Origin of the sequence: Fructobacillus broussonetiae (assembly GCF_018437275.1) — a bacterium.
Lineage (GTDB): Bacteria > Bacillota > Bacilli > Lactobacillales > Lactobacillaceae > Fructobacillus > Fructobacillus broussonetiae.
In genome coordinates, this window is the sequence record NZ_JAAMFK010000003.1 from 111,776 (window position 1) to 128,406 (window position 16,631).

The following is a 16,631-nucleotide window of genomic DNA, read 5'->3' on the forward strand; positions in this document are numbered from 1 at the left end:
CCCTAGATTGGTTGCCTGGTCACGTGCTTCCCGTGGTCCATGGCACTGTCTAACAAGTCTGAAAGATGTTCATCCTTTAACATGTAATGCACTTGGCGCCCCGTTTTTTCAATCTGAACCACCTGTTCATCACGCAAACGACGCAATTGGTGCGACAAAACAGACTGCTCAATCTGCAGTTCTTCCCCAAGCTCATTCACTGTGTAGGCCCTATTTGACAACTTATCTAAGATTGCGAGCCGTTTCTCTGATGCCAAAATCTTAAACAATTGTACTAATTCTGCTCTTGTAACTTTATCCATATTTTTATTATAGCAAAATATTCACAAAGTTGTATAGTTGCATTCTAAATTTCGTTAGTTTTTTTAAATAAAAAAAATACCGGACAATGTCCGGTACTTTCTTAAATCTAAATTAGTCTTGAACAACCAATACAGAAATCTTTGCGTTACGTGCAATGTAAGCAGCTTGTGATCCGATTGAACCCCAGAAGCCTTCACGTGAGTGAGCACCAACAACGATAAGGTCAGCGTTCACTTCAGGCGCAATGTTTTCAACCAATGCTTCTCCAGCCTTAACGCTGTCGTCAAACACAGTTTCAACTTGCTTAACGCCTTGTTCTTCAGCGTAAGCCTTGTACTTGTTCAAGTTCTTTTCGATTTCAACACGCTTTTCCTTGATGACATCAAGGTGCAATGCTGAGATAGCTGACAAGTCACCCATTTCCAAGATAGAAGCGATAATCAACTTTGAGTCGTCTTCGCGAGCTTGGTGAATGGCGTTTGCCAAGGCGTTGTAACCTTGTTCAGATTCATCAACACCGACCAAAATAGTCTTAAACTGCTTTGGTGTTACGTTTAATTTCAATTCAGCCATGATAGCCTCCTAATTACTTTCTTATCCTGCGAAGGTGTTCCAAATAAGGAATACGTTGATCAAAGTCAATGCAACGAATGACAACCATCCAGCCCACTTAACCCATGCTGAGTTAGCGTAAGGACCCATAATCTCCTTAGATGAAGTAAAGTAAATCAATGGTGCCATTGAGAATGGCAAGGCAATTGACAAGAATACCTGAGTTGATTCAATCAAGTCATCCATTTGTGCTTCGTTACCACCATAGATAATCGCGATGATCAAAACTGGCGTGATAGCGATACCACGAGTAATCACACGACGAAGCCACATTGGGATACGGAAGTGCAAGAAACCTTCCATGATGATTTCACCGGTAAGCGTACCAGTGATCGTTGAGTTCTGACCAGAAGCTAACAAAGCAACGGCGAACAACGTTGACAATACAGGTGAAGCGATTGCTCCAGCAATGTTCTTGTCGTTCAATGCGTCGTACAATTGGTGGAATCCTGACAATTCTTGGGCGTGACCGAAGAACAAAGCAGCACCAACAATCAACAACATTGAGTTGATGAAGAAGGCCAAAGTCAATTGGATGTTTGAATCCCAAGTCATCAACTTAACGGCTTCCTTCACTTCTGCAGGATTGTCATGGTTAACCTTACGAGTTTGTGCAATTGATGAGTGCAAGTAAAGGTTGTGAGGCATAACCGTGGCACCAATGATACCAGCAGTCAAGAACAATGGGTTGTCCAAACCTTCTGCAGCCTTCAATGACATCGTTTGTGGACGAGGTACGTAGTTACCCATCACAGCTGCCCAGTCAGGCTTTGACAAAATTGTCAAGTAAACAAAGACAACCAAGATGGTGATGATAAAGGTCATAACGATTGCTTCGATCTTACGGAATCCGAACTTCATCAAAAGAAGAAGGATGATAACGTCGAAGGCAGTCAAGAAGACCGTGACCAACAATGGCCAACCGAAAAGCAATGACAAGGCAATGGCACCACCGACAACTTCCGCGATATCCGTTGCAATCAAAGCTAATTCAGTCATGATCCAGAGTGCGTAACGTCCGAACTTGTTCGTACGGTTACCCGTTGCTTGGGCCAAATCTTCTTGCTTAACAATACCAAGCTTTCCAGCCATGTACTGCAAAAGCATGGCGATCAATGATGAGATCAAGATGATTGAAAGCAACAAGTAGTGGTATCCAGCACCACCGGCAATTGATGTAACCCAGTTACCTGGATCCATGTAACCAACGGCAACCAAGGCCCCTGGTCCTGAGAAGGCAAAGAGACGACGCCAGAATGACGCGTTCTTTGGCACTTCGATACTTCCGTTCACTTCTTCAAGTGACTTACCACCCGTGTGCTCAATCAATGAGCGGTGGCTCTTTTCGTTCATGGAATTGTCCATAACTATGTCTCCTTTGGGATTTCTCCTCAGGAGGCCGATTGAAAAAATACGCATAAAAAAGTTCTCAAGCAAAAAAGGCCGGACGAATCCCTAACCAATTGCTCGATTATTCTAATCTAGAAAAGTACACTCTTTACAACGCTAAATAATTTTCATAAAGGATTTCATTCAACTTGGTTGTTGAAAGCTTATGAAAGCTACTTAACTCAATGGCTCTTCCTAAGTCTATTCTCAATATTACACGAGGATTTTCGGAGGTCAAGCGTTATTTTTGTAACAAATTACATGTTTTGTCTAACTTTTAAAGCAAAAAGGCTTGGTAGCAACGACCAAGCCTTTTTTATGATTTAATCTTAATTTAATTTATTTTTTAAATATTTGAACTAAAACCAGAACCATTCTAAACAAATGATATTTATTCGTATTTATTATGGTTAAATAGCATTACAATTTTCATTGTTTTTTTCTGCTTCAACTTGAATGGTGACGTGGTTAATCTCAAAATCATTCTTCAGCGTGTTTTCGATTTCGTCTAATAACTTTTGTCCGTGAGCTTGATTCAAGACATCCTTTTCAAAAGTCAGGTGAACGGTCAGCGCCGTTTCAGTTGTGGACAACGGCCAGATATGCAAATCGTGAAGGGCGATGACACCGGTCTTTGTTGCCAAATAGTTATAAATGGCATCCGCATCGATGGCATCAGGCACGCCGTTGATGGCAAGCGTGACCGTTTCCTTCATGACGGGCCATGCTGATAAGATAATGACCACACCAATAATCAAGGATACGATTGGATCAATGATTTGAATGCCCGTCATCTTGATCAACCAACCAGCGATAATCACACCGATTGAAACGGCAGCATCTGACAGCAAGTGCAAGTATGCCGTCTTCGCGTTTAAGTCCTGATCATGGTGGTGCCCGTGTTCGTCTGGAACACCGGACGCCTTAAACAAAGCGGCCGTGGATAGGTTAACAAAGATACCAATCGTAGCAACGATGGTAATCATCATACCGTTCGTCTGGACGTCTCCCGGGTTAAACAGGTTGTGGAAACCTTCGACAAAGATTGTTCCAACTGCAAAAATCAGTAAAACCGTATTGAAAATGGATGCCAAGATTGAGACATTATGCCAACCATACGTCTTGTTTTTTGTGGCTTGAATCCCGAAAACTAAAACGGCTAACCAAGCGATGACGAGTGACAAAACGTCTGATAAGTTGTGGAAGGCATCGGCGAACAATGCGGTTGAATTCGCCAACTTCGAAAAGACCAGCTCGGACAAAACGAAGATGAGGTTCAAGGAAATCCCCACCAAGTATGGCCGTTGTGCCATTTGTCCGGTTTGATGCACGTGTTCGTGCCCTTCTTCAGCTCTACTTCTTGTTGAGGAGTCTTGTGAATGAGACTTCTCTTCTTGTTTCGACATGTTTTCTTCCTCCTTTTTGTATCATACCTTTTTTCTAAATAAAAAAAAGCCTTTCGGCTTAATTTTTTAATTCACTGAAGAAGTCACCGGCGTCCGTGACGATTTGTTCGACTCCTGAAAGCGAATCCAATTCGACTTTGTTAACGGAGAAAACGGGCACGGATGGATTGGCGTATTCAAGCAAACCAGCAAACGGGTAAACCTTGAAAGAGGTCCCGACGACACAAACTAAATCAGACTGTCGCATCCATTGAATGGCCTCATCCACACGGAATGGCATTTCCCCGTAGAAGGTAATGGCGGGACGGATTTTAGCACCGTCAGCATCGCGGTATAAGGAGTGTTGATACTCAGCTAACGTCTCTTTTTTGCCATCCTTTGGCGTGTAGAGATTGTATAAGGAACCGTGAAAACGAATCAACTGATCATCATTTAAACCAGCTTGGACGTCTAAGTCATCGATGTTTTGTGTGATAACTTTGGCCCGTCCAGACTTGGCAAACGCGGCCATTTTTTTGTGGACAACATTTGCCTTTGCTTCAGGGAAATACAGGTTTTTTTGCATAAAATCGTACTGAATCTCAGGAATCTGATCAAAAGCTTGATCTGACAACAAGTATTCTGGCGCGTAGTCCAGGCCTTGATAGACCCCAGTTTTCGAACGATAGTCCGGGATACCGGAAAGCGTTGAAACCCCCGCTCCAGTCAAAAAGACAATGTTTTTCGCCTTGTCAAAGGCTTCTTGTACGCTTTGCTCGACAACCATTAATTCCCTCCTCATTCCTTACTTCCGCAAAATGTATGGCAACGCCAACTTTTCAAGTAATTCTCGGACAGGAAGTTCGTAGAGTTCCTTGAAGAACTGTGGACGGTCGTCCGGGTTCTTCGGTGGCGCGATAACGAAGGTGTTTTGCTGATCTTGCTTTCCCAACCCAACGTAGGCCTTTTCCTTAGAGGCAAAATCATTCATTTCAGAGTGGAAGACCTCAAAGAGATTCTTCACGGGACCGTTCAACTGACGTTCTGATAATACAGGAGTCAACGTGACATACTGCTTTGCGTTAACAACTGGCAATTCTGCCTTCACGAGGATTTCATCGAGTCCAGCAAACACTCGAACAACAGCCTTTCGAATGGAACGTGAATCCTTCAGGTCTGCGGATACGATGGGATCAGCCAAGGCTTTTGCAGCTGCAAAAGCTTTTGGATAAGTCTTTTGATTCTGGCTATCCATTTTCTTAGCTAGATCCTTTAAGCCATGCTTCTTCATGGTCGTCGTAAAGACGGCAGCGTCAAGCATCGTTAGGATACGGAAGAGGTGTTGCTTATCAACATCGTCTTCTTCTGGATCCAATTCGTCATCGATACCCGCTTGGTAAGCATTGGCGGCACTTTCAGTCATCAGTCCCTGCTTTGCCAATTCATTAAATGAGATGGCGTGAAGAACCGAACGGTGCAAACGCGTCGCGATGTTAACCAACTGCGCGTCCAACCCTTCGTCTTCAAAAGTTAAACCGAAGAAAATTTGTGGCACGATACCGTTCAATGACAAAAGCAAACGAACAAGTTCGTCCCCGATAACGAAGTCTGCTTCGGTCTTATCCGGCACTTCAACTAGCAAACGATCAGCCAAACTTGACTGCTTTGCCCGGTCCAAACGCATCGTTTTGTCTTCTTCATTTCCAACTCGAACCATAACAGTTCCAGGGAAAGTTTGATTCACTTGCTCTAATAAAGTTTCAATTTTGGGTGTCATTTTCAATCGCTCCTAAAATGTCTTCTGCCGTTTTTTGATCAATACGCGGGCTCTTAATTAAGCGATTCGCAACGGTTTGTATATCAGCCCCTGAAGCCCCTGCTTGAACCGCTAGTGTTCTTGCTTGCATCTTCATGTGTCCGGCTTGAATGCCTCGACCTGAGACGGCCTTCAAAGCGGCCAAATTGTTTGCTAATCCCGTGGCGAGCATGACGCTTTTCAGTTCTTCCACCGTCGGATTCCCCAACAGTTCAAGGTTCTTTTTGGCCGTTGGCAGAGCAGCAATCGCCCCACCAAGAACACCGATGTTTAAAGGCATTTCAATTTTTCCAACCAACGTTTCGGCCGTTTCGTCAACCATCCACTTTGAAAGTGAACGGTACTTCCCGTCGCGTGAAGCGTAAGCATGGCCGGCTGCTTCGACGGCGCGGTAATCGTTTCCGGTCGCAAGGACAACGGCCGCTAAACCGTTAAAGATTCCTTTGTTCTCCGTCACGGCACGATCAGGGCTTACTTGGCCAAAAGTCGAAAGCGCGCTTATCTTTTTTGCTGCTTCTAAACCACCAACAGCGGCCACGGGAAGTTTGGTTTCGACCGATACAACGGCGTCGTGTCCGGCGTTTGTGAGAATGGCGCCGACGATGTTTTTCTCATAGGAAGAAAAGAGCATCTTTACAGCCTCTAAAATCGTGTTCATGGCGTTTGCGCCCATCGCCTTACCAGTCTTTACCGTTAGGTTTAAAACAGCACGATGGTCCGTCAAATCTTCCAATTGAACAGCCTCTAATCCATCACCGCGCGAAACCATCGAAGGTTTAGCCTCTTTAGCAGCTTGGAAAATATCGTCGACATGATCAACCACAAAACGATTCAACTCTTCATAATCTACATGATCAAATAGAATTTGCCCACCCAAAACAGGCTCGCCAACTTGGGTAGTTATAAAAGCACTTCCTAGGTTAGTGATGGAAGCACCATTATTTGCAGCCGCAATCACAGAAGGTTCTTCTGTCACCATTGGCACTTGGTATACTTGGCCATCCACTTGAAGATTTCGAAGGATTCCTTCAGGAAGACGGTAATCCGTCACGTAGTTTTCAATTAACTGTTCGGAATCTTTACTCTGATTACAAGCATAAAAAGCCTTGATTGATTCATCTAATCCAAGAGCTTCAAGGCGTTCTTCTGCTGTTAATTGGTAAAACTTCTTGTTCATTCTTCCTTCATTTCTTTTGCAATCAATTCAAAAATGAGACCTTCTCGGACACCTGACTCTGAAAAAATAACGGATGGTGATCTCAAAACACGGGTCAAATTAAGTACTGGAAGAAGCCCCGAGATGATGATGTCCGCACGGTTCTTTTCTAAACCAGCCAAGTGTTCACGCTCTTCACGCGTCATGTGTGAAATCGTATGGAAGATTTCTTTTACGTGTTCTTGGGTAATGGATAGTCCGTGGAGCTGGTCCACTCCACAGCTTGTCCATGCGTTCTTTTCAGCCATTTTTGCGAGTGAACGATTGGCGCCTCCAAGAAGAATAACTGGCCATCCCTCGTACTGTTTTTCAAAGGCTAATTCTTGAAAGCTCTTTTGAATCTTCTCACACGCACGGTGAATGTTTTCTTCCTTGACCTTATCAGCCAATTCGAACTTTTCTGAAAGGTTAACGGCTCCAAAGGGTAGGGAAACCTCAAGTTCTGCCTTTTTATTTTGATAAGGAACAACTTCAACGGATGCCCCGCCAGTGTCCAAAATCACCGCACGTTTCACATCAGGAAGACAATCTAACACACCTAAGAAATCATAGTGCGCTTCTTCTTCACCCGTCAAAATCCTGAGTTCAATCCCAACCTCTTCTCGAACACGGTCTAAGAACTCTTTTTGATTCTTCGCCGTTCGAACAGCAGCAGTCGTGATGCCGTGGATTTCAGTGATGCCATTTTTATCAATCACTGCTTTGTATTTTTTCAACACTTCAATGGTCTTATCCATCTGTGAGACTTGCAAAAGCAGAGTTTCGCCCATCCCTTTAGATAGACGGGTATCCTCTTTTTCGCGGAGCAACTCTCGGTAAGTTCCATCACTATTAAATTGTTCAAGAACTAACCGAGCGGAGTTGCTGCCCAGGTCAATGATTGCAATTTTCTTTTTCTGCATAGTAGCCTCGATGAACGATTATTTTCCAGTATAACATGGAAACAGAGGAATGAAAAAAGCGCCAGAATGGGATTCTGGCACTTTTTCAATTTAGTATTCTAATGTTTCACCGATTTGAGAAAGTGCGCGTTGTGCAATAGCAGTATCCTTTGATGGAACATCACCTGCAAATTGCAAACCTGTCTCACGTTCCTTCAAATCAAGTTGCTTTCGAAGCATGTCGGTGACCCGTTGCTTTTCGCTCTTCTTAACCATTTGGTAAGAAGCATCGTAAGAAATACCAGTACCTTGAAGATGATCAGAAACCAAGTTCTTGGAAGCTGCGCGGTACTTTTGTGCAACCTTAACAATGTCGTTGAATGACAAATCAGTCTGGGCGTTCTTTGAAACCGACTTAATGAATGAAGAATCAAGAAGTGTTTGTGCGCTAACTGCCTTCTTCACCAGAGCCTCAAGAACCAATCGTTGACGTTGTTGTCGTCCATAATCTCCCTGTGGATCGTCATAACGCATCCGTGAGAAGGCCAAAGCTGCCTTACCAGTCAACTTTGTCTTCGAAGCTGACCAAGTAACCCCATTATCGTCGGAGTGTTCCCACTTGGTTGAACCCTTGTGGAAGCGGTAAAGGTCTGGACCATATGCGTGGGCAGTGTCTTGACTGTAAACGAAGTCAAACGGTGCCTTAACAGAAACTCCATCAACCTTGTCTACCAAGGTTTCAAGACCTTCCATGTTAACCAATGCATATGAATCAACTGGAACGTTCAAATAATTTTGAACGGCTTCCATGGTTGCACCAGCTCCTCCGTAAGCAAAAGCGGCGTTCATCTTTTGTGGGAAAGTTTCAGAGTAACCCGGAATAACCGTCATGATATCACGAGGAATGGATACCATCGTTGTTTTCTTTGTCTGAGGGTTAATCGTAACGAGCATCATGGAGTCGGTGAGCCCATTACGGTCACGTCCCAAGTCACCAACGTCCGTTCCCATAAGCAAAATGGAAAATGGCTTTCCACGCGCAATCAAGTTGCTGACATTTCGGGTTTTGTTAAACTTCGCCGTTTTCTGAATGTCATCAATTGAGCTCTTGTACTGGGCGTAAAGGTAAGTTCCCCATCCAGCTACACCCAAAATGATGATCAAAAGAATGGATAGAATCCAGCGCTTTACGCGACTTTTCTTTTTACGGTTTGAACGAACACCATCATAACGTTCTTTTCGTGAAAATTGATTTGGTTCTTGTTCAGACATGAATTACTGCTCTGCTTTCTAACGTATTGTGTTTTACCACTCTCATGTTCTTTATTCTATCATAGGACTTATTAAACAGAAGTTAAAAGCGGACGAAAACGCGTCAACTTAGCAAAAGCTTTACTTTCTTAGGAAAAATGTATAAAAAAAACGACTGCAGAAGCAGTCGCTTTTAAATTTAATTAATTAGAATTAACCAGCGATTCCAACGATCGTACCGTCAACGATTCCGAATCCAACCTTCGTGAATGAACCGTTTATCAACCAGTTGTGGTGTGCAGGTGCTGCAACCATGTTCGTTTCGTTGAACCATGCATCAACAACGGCTGATGGTGAAAAGTCGATAGCAACAACTTCAGGACCAGCAACTTGTTCGAAGTGACCAGTTGGCAAACCACCGTTTGCAACGGCGTTAGCTGCACGACCTTGTGCGACTGAAGCCAATGATGCATCGTATGATACAGGTGCCAAACCGTATGCGGCACGCTTAGCGTTCATCGCATTAATGATCGTTTGAACTGCACCGTTTGAACCAGCTGAGTATGCTGAGTAGTCAACGTTTTGGTTAACTGCGTCATCAGCTTGCGTGTTGTTGTTTGTAACAGCTTCAGTGTTAACGTTGTCTGATGATGCAGCAACATCTTCTTGAGCAGAAGCAGTAGCAGAAGCAGAAGCAACACCGTCAGTTGAAATAACATCACCGATGTAGATCATGTCGGCATCAGCAATGTTGTTGTGTGATACCAATTCTTCAACAGTCGTGTTGTTATCAGCAGCGATTTGTGACAACGTGTCGCCGGCCTTAACCGTTACATCGTTAGCAGAAGCTGAAACGCCAGCACCTGCAAGTGCAGTTGCACCAGCAAGAGTAGCCAAAATTGTCTTAGTCAAGTTATTCTTCATGAGAGACTCTCCGTATTTTTGTTTTATATTGGATATTAGTAGGTTACGCGCCTACGCTCAATCTATATTCCTATTGTAGGATACTGTGTTTACCACAAGATTTCCCGTAGGTTACACTCATATTACAATAAAAGGAAATTTATTGCAACTCAGAAGGTCAATAAAATCGAACCATATGTGAAACCAGCGCCAAATCCGGTCAATAAGACCTTCTTTCCACTCAAATCAACTGAGGAATTTAGTTGGTCAAACGCCATTGCAATACCGGCTGATGATGAATTTCCATATTCCTCAACGTTTGTGATGAACTTAGTCATTGGCTGCTTTAGTGATTCCGAAATTTTTTCAATCATCCGTAAATTCGCCTGATGCAAGATGATGTAATCAACGGAATCCAGCGTCACGTCCTGTTCTTTTAAGAAGTCTTGAATGTGGGTTGGGATGTTACTCGTTACCTCTTCGTAGACCATGCGTCCCTCTTGGACAAACGCATCAATCTGAGGGTAATTATCAGCCGAAAGGCTTGTCAGAGGTGCAATGCGACCGGAGTGCACGACTTTTTCGTCACCCTTTGTGTGCATTTCTTCACCAGCGATAACACCCTCTTCACTCGTTGAAAGTAAGACGGCACCAGCACCATCCCCAAAGAATACCGTAGACGTTCGGTCAGAGAAGTCCATCATCTTTGAGTTAACTTCAGCCGATATAACAAGCCCGTACTTGTAATCACCTGACTTCATGAACTTATCAGCGGTCGCTAATCCGAACACAAAACCCGCGCAGGCGGTTGAAAGGTCAAAGCCCCAAGCCTTTGTTGCACCAATGTTCTTTTGAACAAGGGCAGCTGTTGATGGGGCCAAACCATCTGGTGTAAAGGTGGTCACGATGATGAACCCAACTTCATCCGCTGAAACCCCCGCTCTATCCAAGGCAATCTGAGCTGCTTTTGTCGCCAGGTCAGAGGTGTTTTCCCCCTTCAAGGAAACGCGCCTTGTTTTGATACCGGTGTGGGCGACAATCCATTCATCAGTTGTATCGACAACCTTTGCGAGGTCATCGTTTGTGACAATGTCTTCTGGCACGTAATGGCCAGAGGAAAGAATCTTCGATCCAATCATATTTTTACCTATTTGTTTTATTTATTAATAGAAGACAAACGCTTCCTTTGGCTTGCAAAAAGCGTAACCAGTCTATATAAAACTAACATAAAAACCTCACTCTTTGGTGAGGTTTTTTGAAATCAGATAGAAAAGTCGCTTCCTATCATTAAAGATTTAATTAAGCTTTTTTAAGGTCAGCCAAACGTTTCTTCGTCGCTTCGGCCTTTTCTTGCCAATCAGCTAACTTTTCCTTCTCCTTAGCCACAACAGCTTCGGGAGCAGATGAAACAAACTTTTCGTTTGAAAGCTTTCCGTTTCCACGGGCAACTTCCTTTTCAAACTTAGCCAATTCGCCTTCCAAACGTTCGATTTCAGCATCGATGTCAATCAAACCAGCAAGTGGTACGTAAACTTCTGCACCAGTAATCACTTGTGACATAGCCAAATCAGGCACTTCAACGTTTTCATCAATCGTGAGTGACTTAGGCTTAACGAAGCGGTTAATGTAGTCCGCGTTATCGTTGAAGATGGATACCAAGTTAGCATCCTTGACCTTGATCATCACGTCAATTTCCTTAGACATTGGCGCCTTTGCTTCGGCACGAATGGTACGAACGGCGACAATCAAATCTTGCAAAGACTTAAATGAAGCCGCCGCTTCTTCGTTTGAAAGTTCATCCTTATAAACTGGATAAGCTTGGATACCCAAGTGAGCATCCTTACCAGCTTGTTCTGGCATTTCTTGCCAGATGGCTTCAGCCATGAACGGCATGATTGGTTGGAGCAAACGCAATGTTTGATCCAAGACGTAGGCAAGTGTTTCTTGCACGGCTGTCTTGTCGCCATCCCCGTTCAATGATTCCTTGGTCATTTCAATGTACCAGTCGGCAAAGTCAGACCAGATGAAGTTGTACAAGTCACGTCCGGCTTCACCGAATTCGAACTTGTCAAACATCGCGGTAACATTCTTCACCGTCTTGTTCAAACGGTCCAAGATCCACTTATCAGCAAGGGACAACTTTGATGCATCTGGGATACGGGCGACCGTATCTTCTTCCAAGTTCATGATAACGTAACGGGAAGCGTTCCAAATCTTGTTAATAAAGTTCCAGGCAGCGTCCATCTTTTCGTAAGTAAAGCGGACATCTTGACCTGGCGTTGAACCCGTAGCCAAGAACCAACGCAAGGCATCGGCACCGTACTTTTCGATGACATCCATTGGATCAACACCGTTTCCAAGTGACTTAGACATCTTGCGGCCTTCACCGTCACGAATCAAACCGTGAATCAACACGTTCTTAAATGGACGTTTTCCAGTGAATTCCTTTCCTTGGAACATCATACGAGCAACCCAGAAGAAGATGATGTCATATCCCGTAACCAACGTGTTGGTTGGGTAGTACTTCTTGTAGTCTTCCGCGTTTTCGTTTGGCCAACCCATGGTTGAGAATGGCCAGAGGGCAGATGAGAACCAAGTGTCCAATACGTCTTCGTCACGAACCCAGTCGTCACCAGGCGCTTTCGTCCCAACATAGATTTCTTCTTGGTCCGTTCCCTTGTTCTTGTACCAAGCAGGAATCTGGTGACCCCACCAAAGTTGACGAGAGATAACCCAGTCGCGGATGTTGTCCATCCAGCGGGTGAACGTGTCTTCAAAACGGCCTGGTACGAAGTTGACTTTTTCGTCTTCGTTTTGTTGCATGGCCAAAATTTGCTTAGCCAATGGCTCCATCTTAACGAACCACTGCGTTGAAAGACGTGATTCGATGGCAACACCCGTACGTTCTGAGTGACCAACGGAGTGGACGTATGGCTCGATGCGGAGCATGTCGCCCGCCTCTTCCATGTCCGCTACCATGGCCTTGCGCGCTTCAAAACGGTCCAAGCCTTCGTACTTGCCAGCGTTAGCGTTCATGTGCGCGTCTTCAGTCATCGTGTTGATGCGTTCCAAATCGTGACGGTTACCAACTTGGAAGTCGTTTGGGTCGTGGGCCGGTGTAATCTTCACCATTCCAGTTCCGAAGTCCTTTTCCACGTATTCGTCGGCGATGATTGGAATTTCGCGACCAACGAGCGGCACCTTAACCGTCTTACCAACGATGTCCTTGTAACGTTCGTCAGATGGGTTTACAGCAACAGCAACGTCACCAAAAATCGTTTCTGGACGAGTCGTTGCAATTTCGATGTAGTCCTTACCGTCCAAGGTCGTACCATCCGTGAATGGGTACTTGACGTGGTAGAAGGCCCCTTCATCGTCTTGGTAGATAACTTCGATGTCAGACAAAGCAGTACGAGCCTGTGGATCCCAGTTGATGATGTATTCACCACGGTAGATCAAGCCCTTGTTGTAGAGGTCAACGAAAACCTTGTTAACGGCTTCGTTCAAACCAGAATCCAAGGTGAAACGTTCACGGTCGTAGTCCAATGAAAGTCCCATCTTACCCCATTGTTGCTTGATGGTTGAGGCGTATTCGTTCTTCCAGTCCCAAACTTGTTCCACGAACTTTTCGCGACCCAAGTCGTAACGGGAGATCCCTTCGTCGCGCAAACGTTGTTCAACCTTCGCCTGCGTTGCGATTCCGGCGTGATCCATTCCTGGCAACCAGAGCGTGTCGAATCCCTGCATGCGCTTTTGACGGATAATCATGTCTTGGAGCGTCGTGTCCCAAGCGTGACCCAAGTGCAACTTTCCAGTGACGTTTGGCGGTGGGATAACGATTGAATATGGTTCTGGTTCGTTTCCTTGGATGGCCTTGTTTGCTTCAGGCGCAAAGAGCTTTTCATCCAACCAGTCTTGGTAGCGACCGGCTTCGACCGCTGTTGGGTCGTATTTCGTTGACATGTTTACATCACGCATGCGCTTCTCCTTCTTGTTCCCGGCGGTTTTTATACATAAAAAAACGCGCCCTAATCTTTCGATTAGGACGCTTAACACGTGGTACCACCTAAATTGCGCTCGAGAGACCCGAGCACCACTTCATTATTAACAGTTTTAAACGCTAGCAACCTTCGGCATTAACTCTCCCGCTTTTCACCAAACAGCGGGTCTCTAAAAGTAGCGCTTGCCTACTCCTCTAGTTCACTTAAGTTTACAAAGCTTTTAAAGGTTAGTCAAGCTTTTGTTACTCTGTTAAAAATGCATCGAAAAAAGACTCCTGAAAGCAGGAGTCTTTTATCTACCAATTAACCCAAAGCTGCCTTTGCAGCATCAAATGCCTTTTGCGCAGCATCAACACGTGACTGGGCGGCATCGATTGCTTTTTGCTTATCCGCGTCATTATCGTAGTGAGCCCCTTGTGCTTGTTGCAAACCTGCCTTAGCATTTGACAAAGCACTTTCAGCATTATTAAAGTTTTGTTGCTTTTGGTCCTTCACTTTGTTGGCTTCATCCGTAGCCTTCTTTTGAGCGTCAGAGGCAGCCTTCGCGTTTTCTTCAGCCTTCTTCTTAGCAGCGGCTTCAGATGATTCACGTTCAGCCTTTTCGGCATCCGTTTCTTCATCGGAATCATCATCAGATTCACTCGTTGAGCTTGTCTTGTGCTTCTTTGATGAGTATGAGATGTCAGGCGTTGGAGAATCATCATCCTTGTTTGATGATGAGGCACCGATAGCGTACAAGGCACCACCCAATACGATGATGGCCAAGATCAACCAGAACCACCACTTCTTATAAAAAGGCGTCGCCTTTGCTTCGCGCGCATCATTCTTGCGCTTTGTTGAACGTGAATACATAATTTGTTTCCTTTCTTAATTCAAAATCTTAACGACCAAGTCGATTCAGCAAATCACGAATCTCGTCTCGGTAGTAGATGATAAATCCAGTAAAGACAATTGGCCAAGGTGACTTCGTCACCGCCGCCATCAACAAGTCTCCTAGATACTTGAAGGCATCGTTGAAGATGGAGCCAAAGATAACCCGCAAAGCAATCAAGAATATGATAACGAGCAGAACGGTTTCAAACAAGTTCGTCCAGTTGCCCTGCTTGGCGTCGTCATATGCCTTCTTCGTTGAATCAAGCGCGTTCTTTGCGCTTTCCTGGGCCGTCTTCTTAACGTCTTCAACACGGTCCTTGTTACTTTGTTTTTCAGTCGTTTCTTCTGAAACTTTTTTTTCGTTCTCTGGCTTTGCCATTTACTTGAATTCCTTTCCAAAAATGTTTTTGGTTCTCCTCTATTTTATCAGAATTTCCATAAAACACCAATTAAAGCAAAAAACCAGCCAGGGGGACAGCTGGTTCTTTAAAATATAAAAAACGGCCCAGAGGCCGCTTTTCAACCGGTCTTTTTACCAAACGAACAATCCAACCATTGCGGCTGAGAAGAGCGATACCAAGATACCTGACAAGATCAAGTAACCAACGTTCTTGGCAATCAACTTGCTCTTGTCGTCTGAAACCATTCCCTTGAAGCATCCAACAATCATTCCAACCGTTGAGAAGTTGGCAAATGACGTCAAGAATACCGTCAAAACAGCTGTGTAGTGAGCTGGGAAGTGGGCAACCTTACCCGTTACAGAACCCATGACAACGAATTCGTTTGTAATCAACTTTGTTCCCATCAATTGAGCCATGTCAAATGAGTGGGCCCCGACACCAAGCAACCATGCAAATGGATACATGATGATTCCCAAGATGTGTTCGAGTGACAACCATGGGTTAATACCACCCAAAAGCTTATCAATCATGGCAGCCAAGGCAACGAAGGCAATAACGTTGGCAGCGATGATTAAGATCAACTTACCCGCGTTTAAGATTGAGTCACCCAAGAACGAGAAGAATGGTTCACGTCCTTCCGCAACAACTTCATCCTTCACTTCGTCACCAAGTTCCTTTGAACCTGAATCAACGTTGTCAGCGGCTGGTGTAGCAGGTCCCATCTTAGCAATCGTGTCCTCTTCTTCAGGAACATCAACTGGGTTCAAGATAGCCGTTACAATCAAGGCGTTAATCACGTTGATTGGCACAGCAGTTAAGATGAAACGACCTGGCATCATTTGCGTGTATGATCCAATAACAGAAGCCGTCACACAAGACATTGACATCATGGCCAACGTCAAGTTACGCTTCGCGTTCATGTTCTTCAATTGCAATCCAGAAACGGCCAAGGCTTCCGTGTTACCCAAGAACATCATTTCAATTGAGAAGAAAGATTCGAACTTTGGTTGTCCGGTAATCTTTGACAAACCCTTTCCCAACCACTTAATAATGAATGGCAAGACACCGAAGTAAGTCAGAATGTCAAACAATGGCACAACGAGCAAGATTGGCAACAAAACGTTCGTCATGAACGTTGGTTGTAGGCTTGCACCCGTAAGTGGCTTCAAAGCAAATTCAATTCCGACTGATGCAACGGAAACCAGTTCGTTGAAACCGTTTGCTGCCGCATCGACCATGTCACGCCCGATTGAAAACGACGTCAAGAACCAAGCCAAAACCAAGTTCAATACGGTCATAATTCCAACTGAACGCCACTTAATGGCGGACCGATTCTTTGAGAAAAGGAAGGCAAGTCCAATAAAGACCACCAACCCCAAAACGTTAACTAACAAATACATGTCGTTACCCCCTGTATATCTCCGACACAATTCACAATACTTAAATTATACCATTTGAAAGAATAGTAAAATATAAAAACAAGGGCTATTTTTCGTTAATTAGCCGAACTATTCGATTAAATTTCTTCTAATGTTCGTTTTTGTTTAATAATAACATTTACAAAAGTAAACAACTGTCGGATTTAACAAGACAACTGTTG

The 16,631-nt window shown here is 44.4% G+C and carries 15 protein-coding genes; all 15 read right to left on the reverse strand.

The window, feature by feature from the left end:
* Positions 1-2: 2 nt before the first annotated feature.
* The 15 genes from G6R29_RS03080 to G6R29_RS03150 all read right to left on the reverse strand — a co-directional run bounded on the left by G6R29_RS03080 (position 3) and on the right by G6R29_RS03150 (position 16,431).
* A complete protein-coding gene (locus tag G6R29_RS03080) occupies positions 3-302 on the reverse strand; it encodes an ArsR/SmtB family transcription factor (RefSeq protein ID WP_213808898.1) in 300 nt (99 codons plus the stop codon).
* A gap of 112 nt (positions 303-414) precedes the next feature.
* A complete protein-coding gene (locus G6R29_RS03085; protein ID WP_213808899.1) occupies positions 415-876 on the reverse strand; it encodes a universal stress protein in 462 nt (153 codons plus the stop codon).
* Positions 877-897: 21 nt separating this feature from the next.
* Complete coding sequence (locus G6R29_RS03090; RefSeq protein ID WP_213808900.1) at positions 898-2,280, reverse strand: Nramp family divalent metal transporter; 1,383 nt, start codon at positions 2,278-2,280, stop codon at positions 898-900.
* Positions 2,281-2,714: 434 nt separating this feature from the next.
* Positions 2,715-3,617 carry a cation diffusion facilitator family transporter gene (locus G6R29_RS03095; RefSeq protein ID WP_238476868.1) on the reverse strand — a complete coding sequence of 301 codons (903 nt, stop codon included), beginning with the start codon at positions 3,615-3,617 and terminating at the stop codon, positions 2,715-2,717.
* Positions 3,618-3,768: 151 nt separating this feature from the next.
* Positions 3,769-4,476, reverse strand: coding sequence for a Sir2 family NAD-dependent protein deacetylase (locus G6R29_RS03100; protein WP_213808902.1), 708 nt, complete (start codon positions 4,474-4,476; stop codon positions 3,769-3,771).
* A gap of 18 nt (positions 4,477-4,494) precedes the next feature.
* A complete protein-coding gene (locus G6R29_RS03105) occupies positions 4,495-5,466 on the reverse strand; it encodes a nitrate ABC transporter ATPase (RefSeq protein ID WP_213808903.1) in 972 nt (323 codons plus the stop codon).
* Complete coding sequence (locus G6R29_RS03110) at positions 5,450-6,682, reverse strand: hydroxymethylglutaryl-CoA reductase, degradative (RefSeq protein ID WP_213808904.1); 1,233 nt, start codon at positions 6,680-6,682, stop codon at positions 5,450-5,452. The genes G6R29_RS03105 and G6R29_RS03110 overlap by 17 nt, the downstream gene beginning before the upstream one ends.
* Positions 6,679-7,623, reverse strand: coding sequence for a Ppx/GppA phosphatase family protein (locus G6R29_RS03115; protein WP_213808905.1), 945 nt, complete (start codon positions 7,621-7,623; stop codon positions 6,679-6,681). Before G6R29_RS03115 ends, G6R29_RS03110 begins: the two co-directional genes overlap by 4 nt.
* Positions 7,624-7,713: 90 nt before the next feature.
* Positions 7,714-8,874, reverse strand: a complete 1,161-nt coding sequence (locus G6R29_RS03120; RefSeq protein WP_213808906.1) for an LCP family protein — start codon at positions 8,872-8,874, stop codon at positions 7,714-7,716.
* 192 nt (positions 8,875-9,066) lie between these two features.
* A complete protein-coding gene (locus G6R29_RS03125) occupies positions 9,067-9,777 on the reverse strand; it encodes a CAP domain-containing protein (protein WP_213808907.1) in 711 nt (236 codons plus the stop codon).
* A 149-nt stretch (positions 9,778-9,926) separates the two neighbouring features.
* The gene (locus tag G6R29_RS03130) at positions 9,927-10,895 is read right to left on the reverse strand and encodes a beta-ketoacyl-ACP synthase III (protein ID WP_213808908.1); all 969 of its coding nucleotides are present in this window, start codon (positions 10,893-10,895) and stop codon (positions 9,927-9,929) included.
* 160 nt (positions 10,896-11,055) lie between these two features.
* Complete coding sequence (locus G6R29_RS03135; protein WP_213808909.1) at positions 11,056-13,734, reverse strand: valine--tRNA ligase; 2,679 nt, start codon at positions 13,732-13,734, stop codon at positions 11,056-11,058.
* 326 nt (positions 13,735-14,060) lie between these two features.
* Positions 14,061-14,609: a hypothetical protein gene (locus tag G6R29_RS03140; protein ID WP_213808910.1), complete on the reverse strand. Its 549-nt coding sequence runs from the start codon at positions 14,607-14,609 to the stop codon at positions 14,061-14,063.
* Between the two features lie 28 nt (positions 14,610-14,637).
* Positions 14,638-15,009: a hypothetical protein gene (locus G6R29_RS03145; RefSeq protein ID WP_213808911.1), complete on the reverse strand. Its 372-nt coding sequence runs from the start codon at positions 15,007-15,009 to the stop codon at positions 14,638-14,640.
* A 153-nt stretch (positions 15,010-15,162) separates the two neighbouring features.
* Entirely contained in the window at positions 15,163-16,431 is a 1,269-nt protein-coding gene (locus G6R29_RS03150) for a NupC/NupG family nucleoside CNT transporter (protein ID WP_213808912.1), read from the reverse strand.
* Positions 16,432-16,631 lie beyond the last annotated feature (200 nt).

Excerpts from the sequence above, each read along its gene's own strand:
- G6R29_RS03145 (WP_213808911.1), bottom strand. The coding sequence starts at position 15,009 with ATGGCAAAGCCAGAGAACGAAAAAAAAGTTTCAGAAGAAACGACTGAA.
- G6R29_RS03090 (WP_213808900.1), bottom strand. The coding sequence starts at position 2,280 with ATGGACAATTCCATGAACGAAAAGAGCCACCGCTCATTGATTGAGCAC.
- G6R29_RS03150 (WP_213808912.1), bottom strand. The coding sequence starts at position 16,431 with ATGTATTTGTTAGTTAACGTTTTGGGGTTGGTGGTCTTTATTGGACTT.
- G6R29_RS03120 (WP_213808906.1), bottom strand. The coding sequence starts at position 8,874 with ATGTCTGAACAAGAACCAAATCAATTTTCACGAAAAGAACGTTATGAT.
- G6R29_RS03095 (WP_238476868.1), bottom strand. The coding sequence starts at position 3,617 with ATGGCACAACGGCCATACTTGGTGGGGATTTCCTTGAACCTCATCTTC.
- G6R29_RS03140 (WP_213808910.1), bottom strand. The coding sequence starts at position 14,609 with ATGTATTCACGTTCAACAAAGCGCAAGAATGATGCGCGCGAAGCAAAG.
- G6R29_RS03110 (WP_213808904.1), bottom strand. The coding sequence starts at position 6,682 with ATGAACAAGAAGTTTTACCAATTAACAGCAGAAGAACGCCTTGAAGCT.
- G6R29_RS03115 (WP_213808905.1), bottom strand. The coding sequence starts at position 7,623 with ATGCAGAAAAAGAAAATTGCAATCATTGACCTGGGCAGCAACTCCGCT.
- G6R29_RS03135 (WP_213808909.1), bottom strand. The coding sequence starts at position 13,734 with ATGCGTGATGTAAACATGTCAACGAAATACGACCCAACAGCGGTCGAA.
- G6R29_RS03130 (WP_213808908.1), bottom strand. The coding sequence starts at position 10,895 with ATGATTGGATCGAAGATTCTTTCCTCTGGCCATTACGTGCCAGAAGAC.
- G6R29_RS03085 (WP_213808899.1), bottom strand. The coding sequence starts at position 876 with ATGGCTGAATTGAAATTAAACGTAACACCAAAGCAGTTTAAGACTATT.
- G6R29_RS03105 (WP_213808903.1), bottom strand. The coding sequence starts at position 5,466 with ATGACACCCAAAATTGAAACTTTATTAGAGCAAGTGAATCAAACTTTC.
- G6R29_RS03080 (WP_213808898.1), bottom strand. The coding sequence starts at position 302 with ATGGATAAAGTTACAAGAGCAGAATTAGTACAATTGTTTAAGATTTTG.
- G6R29_RS03125 (WP_213808907.1), bottom strand. The coding sequence starts at position 9,777 with ATGAAGAATAACTTGACTAAGACAATTTTGGCTACTCTTGCTGGTGCA.
- G6R29_RS03100 (WP_213808902.1), bottom strand. The coding sequence starts at position 4,476 with ATGGTTGTCGAGCAAAGCGTACAAGAAGCCTTTGACAAGGCGAAAAAC.